Below are 11,318 nucleotides of genomic sequence, written 5' to 3' on the forward strand. Positions count from 1 at the left end.
CCAGCGTGCCGTAGTCGAACCTCGCCGACGAGTAGTCCGCGACCAGCACGTCGTCGGCGAGGTAGAGTCCCTCGACCCCCCACCCCCCCCCCCCCCCCCCGACCCCCCCCCCCCCCCCCCCCCCCCCCCCGGCCGGGGGTGAAGCTATGGGGAGGTGGTTACTTCGACGGCTGCGGTACCTCACAGTTGACCTTGGGGTTGAGTCCGACGTAGTTGAGCGGGCCGGCGATGATCGTCACGATCGTGGTGCCGGCCTCCGCGCAGTTGTCGTTGGAGCTGTCGAAGTAGCCGCGTTGACCGGCCGCAATCGCTCCGATGATCAACCAGATGACAAGGATGACCGCTCCTGCGGATGTTCCTCTACGACGCATTGCTTTCTCCTCGCCTGAGAGCCTGGGCGTGCGGCCCTGGTACCCATCCGGGCGTGTCGGCGAAACACGCCGAGGCGGAGAACGAGGTTGTCGTTCGCGTTCGGTCTTGCGTCGCAGGCGTGGTCGGTGCTGGTTCGCCCAGGCATCATGGTCACTGTGAACGATGATTGGGTGACCATCGCGGCCTACGAGAACACCCCCGGCTGTCCGCAGCCGTTGGCTGCCGCTCGCGGTTGACTGCGTGACCGGGGCATCGATTGGATGCCCTTCGAGTCGGACGAGATCTACTGGGGTCTGGTCTGTAGGGCTGGCCTTGACGGTCACTGGCAGGGCTGGTTCGATGTCCGCATCCGGGCTGCCGCTCTACGCCGGCTCGGGCTGCACCCCGACCAACCGAGCGCGACCGTCACCGGGCCGACCCCACCTGGCTGGTGGCATGCCGCCGCGGAACGTAACGCCGAGTAGACCGGCCTGCCGACCCCGAACTGTTGCGCGCGATGCTCGCGACGGCGCGCGGCGCGGAGACCGAAAGTGGCGTCGTCCCCTGCGTGTCGTTTGTGAGCTTGCCATGGCGAGGCGCCAGGGGATGACGTTTCTGTTGCCGCGCGCCAACCTGGCGCCTCCAGGGAAACTGACGCCTTCGATTCGTACATCTTCTTTGATGTACGTACATCAAAGAAGATGTATATAACTGACGCGTCGTACGTTCCGCTGTGCAATTGAGGACCCGCCCCAGGGCCGTCCTCGGGGAAGACGACGGGTTGCCCCGGGGCGGGCCGATCCGGGGTGGGCTCAGGTCAGTTGGATGATGCGGTGCCGGGTGCCGTCCGCCGGGGTGACCACGTACTCACCGCCCGGTGCGATTTCCTCCAGTCGGGCGAACAGCAGTAACGCCGCGTTCACGGCCTCGGTCTTCGTGCGCCGCGTCGACAGCGCTTCGAGGGCGTCGGCGGCACGAGGGGTCAGATTGACCGTGATCTTCAGAAGTCCGCCCATCACTGCCCTCGCACCGGCACCCAGCCCATGAACCGTTTGAAGATCGCGCGGGGGTCCGGTGGGCCGTCCGGGCTGGCGTCGATCGCGCAGAGGTCGGTGAGGGCTTCGACGAACATTGGGGCGAGGTACAGGTTCAGGGCGAGTGTCTGGCCGTGGAAGGCGGCGAGGAGGTTCAGGCGGGCGTCCGCGCACGGCCACGGGTACGCGTCGACCCGGCAGATCCAGAGTTGCGGTATCGGCATGTGCGGGGCAACCGTGTCCGCCATCGACCGACCGTCGGTCACCACTCTGGTCCCGTCAGCGCCGGTCGCTCGACATCCACCAGGGTGCTACGCCGGATCACGTACTCGGCCTCGGGTAGTTCGGGTTGCCCCATTGGCATCTCGATGCCGCGCACGGTGACCCACTCGGTGTCGTACGCCCCGCCGTCCATCCGTACGTGCGTCACGCGTAGGTGAAGATCACCCATGCTGTCCTCGTAGGCGGGCGCGACGGTTCGGCGGTAGTCACCCGCCTCGGCGTTGACGACATCGCCGACCTGAACGAACGCCCTACCTGGCATGCCGGCCGCCGTTACGGGGAACGCGATAACCCATCCGCTGCCCGAGCGTGAGCAACGGCCCGAGGTTCGCCGTCGGCTTCTCGGCCCAAGCCGGGCGCGCGTGTGCGGGCGGTGGTGGGGCGGGTGGCTGTGGCGCGACGGCCTCGCGTGACCACGGCCAGAATGACCCCCGCAATCGGAAAACGAACAATGCGACACCTCCTCGGCTTCGGGAAGGGGCGGCCCCACGTTGCTCTTCGAGTGGGGCCGCCCCCGTTCGACGTAGCCGCCGGGCTAGAACCCCCACCGGCCACGCCTCCTCTCGAATCACCCTGCCTTGCGTTGTGGAACCAACACACAGCGTTGCGGTAGGTTCTTGTGACGATCGGTTCGTCCAAAAGGGAGACGGAATGAACCACGCCCTTAAAGTCGCCATGATCGAAGCGGGCGCGACGGCGCAATCCCTTGCTGCTCAGATCGGGGTAGACCCCAAGACAGCGGCCAAGTGGGTAAGTCCTGGACGGATTCCACAGACGCGGCATCGTGCCCAGGTTGCGGCGCTCGTCAACCGGACCGTAGAGGACCTTTGGCCGGACGTTCTGAAACGTCGCGATCCGACCTGGTTACGTGAGTGGATCGAACATGAGCGGGACGCGCGACTACTCCGGTGGTTTGAACCGACGCTCGTGCCGGGCCTGTTGCAAACCGAGGCGTACGCGCGGGCGGTCGTCGGCTGGGGCGGGTTGTTCGCTGCCGACAGCGTCGATGAGCGGGTGACGTCGCGTATGGAGCGTCAGGCGATCCTTGCGGGACCGAGGCCTCCGCAGTTCTTCGCTCTGGTGGATGAGGCGACCCTACGGCGGTGCGTGGGCGACCCTGCGATCATGGCTGCGCAGTGCGGGCATCTCCTGGAGATGGCTGAACGTGTCCACGTGCATATTCAGGTGGTGCCGCTCACCGCCGGGGGCCATGCTGGACTTGCTGGGGGCTTCATTCTGGCAAAGGGCCCGGATGGAGAGGCGGCTCACCTGGATGACCCGCTGCAGGCGCGCGTAGTCAACCAGCCCAGCGACATTGATACCCTCGTAGCCAAGTGGGAAGCCCTCCGGGCCGTGGCCCTCCCTACCTCGCAGACCATCGACCTCATCAAGGAAGCAGCGGCGACATGGCAGACCTGACCGGCGCCATCTGGCGGAAGTCGACCCGTAGCGGCAACGGCGGGTCGACGTGCGTTGAGGTGGCGAAGAACCTCCCCGGCGTCGTGGGCGTACGGGACAGTAAGGACGTCACGGGGCCGGTGCTCGCCTTCGGGCCGGACGCGTGGCGCGCGTTCGTCGGCCTGGCGAAGCAGCACTGAACACGCCCCGACGACGCGAACCCGCCAGCCGGTACGAGGGCGTTGTTGACCCAACTGATGACGGCCGACTGGCGCGGCACGACGGACGGCTGCTTCCCAAGCAGGACGACCTGATTCGTCCCGAGTTGTCGTAGCCCTCCCCACCTCGCAAAGCATGGACCCCATCAGGAAAGTAGCGGCGACATGGCAGACCTGACCGGCGCCCGGTGGCGCAAGTCCAGCCGCAGCGGCGGTACGGGCGGCAACTGCGTGGAGGTCGCCGACAACCTCCCCGGTCGCGTGCTCGTCCGGGACAGCAAGGACCGTGACGGCGACACGCTGACCTTCGGGCCACAGGCGTGGCGCGCGTTCGTCGGACTCGCAAAGACCCGCTGAGCACCCGTCTCGGGCGTCCTTTGCGGACACCGCCAGTGATGCCGTCCCCTGCACGTCGCCCGGGAGCTTTCCTGGACGAGGTGCAGGGGTGACGTTTCTGTCGTCGGCGTCGGGGTCGTGCTCGCCTCGACCGGTGTTCGCATCGGAGGCTGACGGGATGACGGACGAGACGTGGTGGAGCCGGGAGGTCCGGCTGCGGTTGCCGTCGCCGGTGACCGAACTGGTTGACGATCGGCTGGCGCGCCATGACGTACGGCTGCTGCTCAAGCGGGACGACCTGATCCATCCCGAGTTGCCGGGCAACAAGTGGCGCAAACTGAAGCACAACCTGCTGGCGGCGCGGGAGCGGGACTTCTCCACGCTGGTGACCTTCGGCGGGGCGTACTCCAACCACATCCGGGCGGTCGCGGCGGCCGGCGCGTACTTCGGGTTCGCCACCGTCGGGGTGATCCGGGGCGAGCAGCACCTTCCGCTGAACCCGTCCCTGGCGTACGCGGTGAGCCGGGGCATGCGGCTGACGTACCTGGACCGGGCGAGTTACCGCGACAAGGAGGCGCCGGAGCTGCTGGCCCGGCTGCGGTCGGAGTTCGGCGAGCACTACCTGGTGCCGGAGGGCGGCAGCAACGCGCTCGCCGTACGCGGTTGCGCCGAGCTGCCGGCCGAGATCACCGAGCCGTTCGACGTCATCTGCGTACCGGTCGGCACCGGTGGCACGCTCGCCGGTGTCGCCGCGGGTCTGCCGCCGGGCCGGTCCGCCATCGGCTTCTCGGTGCTCCGGGGTGGGCAGTTCCTGGCCGCCGAGGTGGAGCGGTTACAGCGCGCGGCCTCGGGATCGGTCACCGCGAACTGGCGGATCGAGTACGACTTCCACTTCGGCGGGTACGCGAAGCGCCGCCCCGAGTTGGCGGCCTTCATCGCCGACTTCGCTGCCCGGCACGGCCCGATCCTCGACCCGATCTACCCGGCGAAGATGATGTACGGCATCTTCGCCCTGGTCGCTGCCGGCCGGTTCGCACCGGGTACCACCATCGTCGCCGTGCTGACCGGCTGAGCAACCGGCCGGCTGGGCGGCTCGCCGGTTGAGCGTTTGCTACCGGCGGCGCCCGGTCATCGGGGGTTGGTGCTGAGCACGTCCTCCGGATACGCGGCGACGTACTCGCCGACGGTGCCGGTCTTGAACGCCTGCCAGAGCCGGACGCTGCGCTCGGGTTCGAGGTCGAGGTACGCCGCCGGCACCGCTCCCTCCGCGACGCCGCCGGTGGTGTCGGTCGGTGCGGTGAGGAACCAGATGTTCTCCCGCCTCACCCCGGCCGCCGCCCGCGCGACATCGCGCAGCTCGTCCCGGCCGAAGCGGTCGTCGACCGAGACCGCGCGGGTCACCGCGTCGACCAGACGGTAACCCTCCAGCGGGTTGGCGTCCGGCGGAGTCGAGGCGATCCTGGTCAGCACCGCCCGGAACAGGTTCTGCTGGCGCTGGATCCGGTCGACCGTCCCGTGCGGCAGGTCGTCCGGCTGCCGCAGGTACGCCCGTGTCCGGGCGCCGTCCAGATGGTTCACACCGGCGCGGAACCCCACCCCGTTGCGGTCGACGATGGCGGCGGCGACGGTCACGTCCACCCCGCCGAGGACGTCCACCACGGGGGCGAGTTCGTCGAAGTCGACCACCATGAAGTGGTCGATGCGTACCGAGGTGAGCTGTTCGACCGTCCGTACCAGCAGGGTCGGACCGCCGAGCGCGTGTGCCGCCGCGACGGTCGTACGGCCGTGACCGGGCACGTCCACCCTGGTCGCGTGCGGAATCGAGATCACCGAGGCCGAGTCGTCCCGGGGGTCGAAGCGGATCAGCATGACCGCTCCGGCCGGTGCCGGCCCGACCGGACTCGGAGCGGGCACGTCGACGGGAGCGGCGATCGGCTCGGCGGCCCCCCGGGCGTTGTCAGCGTCACCGGTCGGGTCGTCGACACCGCCGCCGGAGCCGTCGGGCGCGGAGCCGGCCGGCCCGCTCGGCACACCGGCGGTCGTACCGATGTCCGGGTCGACGCCCGGACTGCCACCGCGGCCCTCGTCGGGGTCGGGTCCGCGCAGTTCGGCGCCGATGGCCAGGATGGTCCGGCCGCCGGTCACCGCCTCGGCGGTGACCGGCCGATGGGCGCTCTCGACGCCGCCGAACACCTCGCCGAGCCGGGAGACCCGGCCGGACAGATCGGAACTGGTGAGGTAGCCGGTGGCGAGCACGCCGACCGTGCCGGCCGCCACCAGGATGGTCGCGGTCAGCGCGAGCCGGCGCAGCCGCCGGGCCCAGCGGTGCCCGTCCGGATCGTCCGGTCCCTCCGGCGGCCGAGGGGTGATGTCGTCGAAGACGAATTCGAGGCCGTCCTTCACCCGACCTCACCGCCCTGTCGGCGGCGAGCCGAGATGGGCACCCCGTCCACCGTCGCTCAACCTCGCACCGTGTCGTGGGCCCGCTGGCCGGGCGTGCCGGTTGTCCGTTGGGCGTGCCGGGCGGGTTGTCCGTAGCCGGACGGCACCTGCAACAGCAGCACTATCAGCATGGCTGCCGCCCCGAGCGCCCCCAGCAGGGCGGTGCTGCCGGCCACCACCCCGGCCGAGACCAGCACCGCGATCAGCCCGGCGGTCGAGGTGGCCATGAAGAGCGTGCCGAGCAGCGCGTGCGGCCCGACGCCGGTGCGGGTCAGCCGGTGCGCGACGTGGTCGGTGCCGCCCTGGAGCCACGACCGGCCGGCCAGTTGCCGGGACACCAGCACGAGTCCGGTGTCGACGGCCGCGACGAAGACGATCAGCAGCAGGATCGAGGACCGGTCCACGGCCGCCCGTCCGGGCGTGACCAACGCCGCGCCGGTCGCGATGAGGAAGCCGATGAACAGGGACCCGCTGTCGCCCATGAAGATCCGTGCGGGTGCGGCGTTGTGCAGCAGGAACCCGGTGCAGGCGGCGGCCAGGCAGAGCAGCAGCAGGGCCAGGTCGGGCTGGCCGGCGACGACGGCGAAGACCGACAGCGGCACCGAGGTCGCGCAGGCCACCGTGGCCAACGCCCCGTCGGTGTTGTCCAGCAGGTTGAACGAGTTGGTCACCGTGATGATCCAACCGACGGTGAGCAGCAGGTCGAGCTGGTCCTGGCCGACCAGGTGCAGCCGTACGCCGCCCAGCGCCACGGCGGTGGCGACCAGCGCCTCGACCGCCATCCGGGTGCTCGGCCGCAGCGTACGGGCGTCGTCGACCAGGCCGAGCGCGGCGATGGCGAGGGCGGCACCGAGCACCAGCCAGATCCGGGACCGGTCGAGGTCCACGAGGACCACGGTCGGTGCGAGGGTGGCGACGACGATCGCGGCCCCGCCGAGGTACGGCGTCACGCGACGGTGTGCCTTGTGCGGCGCGGGTCGGTCGGTGAGGCCGCAGCGCAGCGCCACCCGCCGCGCCGGCTCCACGAGTACGGCGACCAGCAGCAGCGCGGCGAGTGCGCCGATGACGGTCTCGGTGGCCGGCAGTGGCATGGTCACGCCGGCAGCATCTGGGTACGGGCGGCCTCCTCGGCGCGCGCCTCGGCGACGGTCTCGCGCAGGATGTCGTCCAGGGTCCGGGTGGGCGTCCACCCGATCATGCGGTTGAGCTTGGTGATGTCGGGGACCCGGCGGACCATGTCCTCGAAGCCGGCGCCGTACGCCGTCTCGTAGGGGACCAGCCGCACGTCGGAGGTGCTTCGGGTGGCCTTCACGATCCGCCAGGCGAGATCGAGGATGCTGATCTCGGCGGGGGAGCCGACGTTGACCGTCTCGCCGATCGCCGCCTCGCAGTCGAGCAGGCCGATCAGCGCGCCGACCACGTCGGTCACGTGCGCGAAGCAGCGGGTCTGCGATCCGTCGCCGTAGACGGTCAGCGGCTGGGACCGGACCGCCTGGCGGACCAGACGCGGGATGACCATGCCGTACGCCGGGCTCTGTCGGGGACCGACCACATTGAACAGTCGGACCACCATGCTCGGCAGTGAGCGCTCCTTGTGGTAAGCGTTGGCGAGGATCTCGTCCACCGCCTTGGCGGTGCTGTACGCCCAGCGCACCACGGCGGGGCTGCCCAGGATCCGGTCGGCGTCCTCGGCCAGTGGGCCACGGGAGTTCTTGCCGTACACCTCGGAGGTGCTGGCGATGAGGATCTTCCGGCGGTAGCGGTGGGCCGCCTCGATCACGATTTCCGAACCGCGGATGTTCGTGGTGAGCGACTTGAGCGGCTGCTCCACGATCAGTTTGACGCCGACCGCGGCGGCCAGGTGGACCACGGTGTCGCACCGGTGCACCAGTTCGTCGACGACCAGTTCGTCGAGCACCGAACCTTGAACGAAGTGCAGGTCAGGGTGGGTCGATGCCTGGTCCAGGTTGGCGATCCGCCCGGTGGAGAGGTTGTCCAGGACGACCACCCGGTCGCCTCGGGCCAGTAGCGCGTCCACCAGGTGCGAGCCGATGAAACCGGCGCCGCCGGTGACCAGAATCGTGCCGCGTGGCATGGAACGTCCCTTCTGTAGCGCTCGCTGTGGTACTGCGAGTCTCGGTGGAATTCGGCCCCGTTGAGCACCATAGGCCATATACCATCGCTATGACGACAAACCCTGATTTCGTACGACATGATCGTTTATCAACAGGTCTGGGGCTGCATAAGCGGTTCAGTGATCCGGTATCGCCCGACGTCCAGGCTGTTTAACTCGTTCCATGCAGAGAGGGATATCGGGTGAGAGTCCTCGTTACCGGCGGAGCCGGCTTTATCGGTGCGAACACCTGTCGAGAGTTGGTAGATAGGCCGGAAATCGGACAAGTCGTGGCGGTGGACGACCTCAGTACCGGCTTCGAGGCCAATCTGGCCGACCTCCCGGTCCGGCTGGTGACCGGGTCGATCCTGGACCGCCCGCTGATCGACGAGCTGGTGGAGGGCGTGGACGCGGTCATCCACCTGGCCGCCCGCCCGTCGGTGCCCCGATCCCTGGCCGACCCGGTGGCCAGCCACGAGGCGAACGCGACCGGCACCCTCTACCTGCTGGAGGCATGCCGCCGAGCCGGGACGTACCTGGTCGCGGCCTCGTCGTCGTCGGTCTACGGCTCCGTGGCCGCACTGCCCAAGCACGAGGATCTCGCCACCCGGCCGATGAGCCCGTACGCGGCCAGCAAGCTCGCCGCCGAGGCGCAGGTGCTGGCGTACCACTCGGCCTTCGACGTGCCCACCCTCGCGCTGCGGTTCTTCAACGTCTACGGGCCGTTGCAGTCGGTCGGGCACGCGTACGCGGCGGTCATCCCGGCCTTCGTCGACTCCGCGCTGCGCAACGAGCCGCTGACCGTGCACGGTGACGGGGCGCAGAGCCGCGACTTCACCTACGTCGGCACCGTCGCCCAGGTGCTCACGGACGCGGTCGTGCGCCGGGTCACCTCGACGGTGCCGGTCAACCTCGCGTACGGCAACCGGGTCTCCCTGCTGGCCCTGATCGGCAAGCTCGCCTCGCTGGTCGGCCATCCGGTGGAGGTCGCGCACGGTCCCGCGCGGGTGGGCGACGTACGCGAGTCGCAGGCGGACTCGACCCGGCTCACCGCCCTGTTCCCGGCGATCCGTCCGGTGCCGCTCGACGACGGTCTGGCGCAGACCGTCCGCTGGTACCGCACCCGGTCCCGGTACGCCCCGGAGCCGGTGCCGGCCGTCTGAGTCGCCCGGTCCGTTCCCGGTCGGGCGGACGTGTCGTACCCCGACACTAGGCTGCCGTGGTGACGAAGACGATCGAGGGTGAAACCTTCCGCGACCAGGACTGGTACGGCGACGAGTTCACCGACACCACCTACGTCGGCTGCACCTTCCACCGCGTCGACCTGATGGAGTCCTCGACGCGGGGCACCGTGTTCCAGGGCTGCACCTTCGGCAACGTCACGTTCAACGCCTCCCGGCACATCGACTCGGCCTTCCTGCGCTGCACCTTCACCCGCTGCAACCTCTTCGAGGCCGAGTTCACCGGCTGCAAGCTCGTCGGCAGCACTTTCGTCGACTCGGCGCTGCGCCCGTTGCGGGTGTCCGGCGGCGACTGGTCGTTCGTCGGCCTCTCCGGCGCCGATCTGCGCGGCGTCACCTTCACCGGGGTACGGATGCGCGAGGTCGATCTGACCGCCGCCAACTGTGCCGAGGCGGCCCTGGTCGACGTCGACCTCTCCGGCGCCCAGTTGGGCGGCGTCAACCTCGTCCGGTGCGACCTGCGCGGCAGCGACCTGAGCGCGCTCGATCCGAGCACCGCCCAACTGAGCGACGCCATCATCGACGCCGCCCAGGCGGTGGTGGTCGCCCAGACCCTCGGTTTCCAGGTCCTCTGACCCCGTCCCGTCGACCGATTCCGGGTCGGAGGCGCGCGCCCGAGGGTGTGCAGGTCGTCAGAGCCGTTCGACCTCGCGCCCCCGGCACCGGTTGCGACTGTCGAAGACATAACTGGCGGTCCGGTCGATCATGTCGTAGTCGAGTCCGTCGTGATCGGTCACGATCAGCACCGCGTCGGCGGCGTCGACCTCGGCCTCGGTCAGGTCCACCACGGTCACCCCGGCCGGGATGTGGTGCGGTTCGGCGTACGGCTCGACCGCGCGGACCTCGGCGCCGAGCGATCGCAACCGGGCGGCCACCTCGACGGCGGGGGAGTCCCGCATGTCCCCGGTGTTCTTCTTGTACGCGAGGCCGATCAGCAGCAGTCGGGCACCGTTGATCGTCCGCTCCCGCTTGTTCAGGCCCACCATGAGCCGTCCGACCACGTGCTGCGGCATCTCGTGGTTGATGTCGTTGGCCAGCTCGACGAACCGGAACTGCCGCCCCAACGTCCGCTTGACCTGCCAGGACAGGTAGCAGGGGTCGATCGGCAGGCAGTGGCCGCCGACCCCGGGACCGGGCCGGAACGGCATGAAACCGAACGGTTTGGTGGAGGCGGCGTCGATCGCCTGCCACACGTCGACCCCCAGCTCGCTGGCGCACATCGTCAGCTCGTTGATCAGCGCGATGTTGACCTGCCGGAAGGTGTTCTCGATCAGCTTGGTCAGCTCGGCCACCCGGGTCGAGTCGACGGTGACGGTCTGCTCCACGATCCGCCGGTAGAAGCCGTCGACCCGGGCGAGGGCGTCGGCGTCCACCCCGGAGACGACCTTCGGGGTGTTCTCCAGCCGCCAGGTCGGGTTGCCGGGGTCGATCCGCTCCGGGCTGTAGCCGAGGTGGAAGTCGCCGGGGCTCTGTAGGCCGGTGGCATCCTCCAACAGGGGCCGGAGCAGTTCCTCGGTGGTGCCGGGGTAGGTGGTCGACTCCAGGATGACCGTGCAGCCCGGCCGGACGTACGGCGCGATGGCCGTACCGGCCTGCTCGACGTAGCTCAGGTCCGGGGCGCCGTCGCGCAGCGGGGTCGGCACGCTGATGACGCAGACGTCGAAGTCCTTCGCGTCGGCGTAGTCGCTGCTCGGCCGGTACCGCCCGGTGCCGAGCGCGGCACCGAGCCGGCTGGTGGAGATGTCCTCGATGAACGACTCCCCGGCGCTGAGCCGTTTCACCCGGCTGTCGTCCAGGTCGAGACCGACGACGTCGAGGCCGGCCTCCACCGCCCGGATCGCCAGGGGTAAGCCGACATATCCCTGTCCGATGACGACCAGCTTCTCAACGCTCATGCGGGGCT

General features: G+C 69.4%; 14 protein-coding genes. 6 read left to right on the plus strand and 8 right to left on the minus strand.

Annotated elements, in window-relative coordinates:
* Positions 1 to 158: 158 nt before the first annotated feature.
* From ACZ6QQ_RS33960 to ACZ6QQ_RS33975, 4 genes are all read right to left on the minus strand, one after another.
* Positions 159 to 371, minus strand: a complete 213-nt coding sequence (locus ACZ6QQ_RS33960; protein ID WP_465881900.1) for a hypothetical protein — start codon at positions 369 to 371, stop codon at positions 159 to 161.
* Positions 372 to 1,163: 792 nt separating this feature from the next.
* Positions 1,164 to 1,367, minus strand: coding sequence for a hypothetical protein (locus tag ACZ6QQ_RS33965; RefSeq protein WP_465881902.1), 204 nt, complete (start codon positions 1,365 to 1,367; stop codon positions 1,164 to 1,166).
* Complete coding sequence (locus ACZ6QQ_RS33970; RefSeq protein WP_465881903.1) at positions 1,367 to 1,633, minus strand: hypothetical protein; 267 nt, start codon at positions 1,631 to 1,633, stop codon at positions 1,367 to 1,369. Before ACZ6QQ_RS33970 ends, ACZ6QQ_RS33965 begins: the two co-directional genes overlap by 1 nt.
* A gap of 14 nt (positions 1,634 to 1,647) precedes the next feature.
* Positions 1,648 to 1,929, minus strand: coding sequence for a hypothetical protein (locus ACZ6QQ_RS33975; protein WP_465881904.1), 282 nt, complete (start codon positions 1,927 to 1,929; stop codon positions 1,648 to 1,650).
* A gap of 389 nt (positions 1,930 to 2,318) precedes the next feature.
* Here ACZ6QQ_RS33975 and ACZ6QQ_RS33980 point away from each other — a divergent pair, with 389 nt between their 5' ends.
* From ACZ6QQ_RS33980 to ACZ6QQ_RS33995, 4 genes are all read left to right on the plus strand, one after another.
* Positions 2,319 to 3,086: a Scr1 family TA system antitoxin-like transcriptional regulator gene (locus ACZ6QQ_RS33980; protein ID WP_465881905.1), complete on the plus strand. Its 768-nt coding sequence runs from the start codon at positions 2,319 to 2,321 to the stop codon at positions 3,084 to 3,086.
* Complete coding sequence (locus tag ACZ6QQ_RS33985; protein WP_465881907.1) at positions 3,074 to 3,265, plus strand: DUF397 domain-containing protein; 192 nt, start codon at positions 3,074 to 3,076, stop codon at positions 3,263 to 3,265. Before ACZ6QQ_RS33980 ends, ACZ6QQ_RS33985 begins: the two co-directional genes overlap by 13 nt.
* Before the next feature lie 183 nt (positions 3,266 to 3,448).
* A complete protein-coding gene (locus ACZ6QQ_RS33990) occupies positions 3,449 to 3,640 on the plus strand; it encodes a DUF397 domain-containing protein (protein WP_465881909.1) in 192 nt (63 codons plus the stop codon).
* 157 nt (positions 3,641 to 3,797) lie between these two features.
* A complete protein-coding gene (locus tag ACZ6QQ_RS33995; protein WP_465881910.1) occupies positions 3,798 to 4,691 on the plus strand; it encodes a 1-aminocyclopropane-1-carboxylate deaminase/D-cysteine desulfhydrase in 894 nt (297 codons plus the stop codon).
* A 56-nt stretch (positions 4,692 to 4,747) separates the two neighbouring features.
* Here ACZ6QQ_RS33995 and ACZ6QQ_RS34000 read toward each other — a convergent pair whose 3' ends face one another.
* Genes ACZ6QQ_RS34000 through ACZ6QQ_RS34010 form a run of 3 tightly spaced genes read right to left on the minus strand, consistent with a single transcriptional unit; the run spans position 4,748 to position 8,156 of the window.
* Positions 4,748 to 6,022 (minus strand): LCP family protein, encoded by a 1,275-nt coding sequence (locus ACZ6QQ_RS34000; protein ID WP_465881912.1) that lies wholly within the window; start codon positions 6,020 to 6,022, stop codon positions 4,748 to 4,750.
* 56 nt (positions 6,023 to 6,078) lie between these two features.
* On the minus strand, positions 6,079 to 7,152 hold the full coding sequence (locus ACZ6QQ_RS34005) for an MraY family glycosyltransferase (protein WP_465882039.1): 1,074 nt from the start codon (positions 7,150 to 7,152) through the stop codon (positions 6,079 to 6,081).
* 2 nt (positions 7,153 to 7,154) lie between these two features.
* Positions 7,155 to 8,156 (minus strand): NAD-dependent epimerase/dehydratase family protein, encoded by a 1,002-nt coding sequence (locus ACZ6QQ_RS34010; RefSeq protein ID WP_465881913.1) that lies wholly within the window; start codon positions 8,154 to 8,156, stop codon positions 7,155 to 7,157.
* A 221-nt stretch (positions 8,157 to 8,377) separates the two neighbouring features.
* Between ACZ6QQ_RS34010 and ACZ6QQ_RS34015 the strand changes: the two genes are divergently transcribed.
* Positions 8,378 to 9,337 carry an NAD-dependent epimerase/dehydratase family protein gene (locus ACZ6QQ_RS34015; RefSeq protein WP_465881915.1) on the plus strand — a complete coding sequence of 320 codons (960 nt, stop codon included), beginning with the start codon at positions 8,378 to 8,380 and terminating at the stop codon, positions 9,335 to 9,337.
* 59 nt (positions 9,338 to 9,396) lie between these two features.
* Entirely contained in the window at positions 9,397 to 9,990 is a 594-nt protein-coding gene (locus ACZ6QQ_RS34020) for a pentapeptide repeat-containing protein (protein ID WP_465881917.1), read from the plus strand.
* Between the two features lie 57 nt (positions 9,991 to 10,047).
* Here ACZ6QQ_RS34020 and ACZ6QQ_RS34025 read toward each other — a convergent pair whose 3' ends face one another.
* Complete coding sequence (locus ACZ6QQ_RS34025) at positions 10,048 to 11,310, minus strand: nucleotide sugar dehydrogenase (protein ID WP_465881918.1); 1,263 nt, start codon at positions 11,308 to 11,310, stop codon at positions 10,048 to 10,050.
* Between the last annotated feature and the right edge of the window lie 8 nt (positions 11,311 to 11,318).

The organism is Micromonospora sp. NPDC049529, assembly GCF_055586685.1.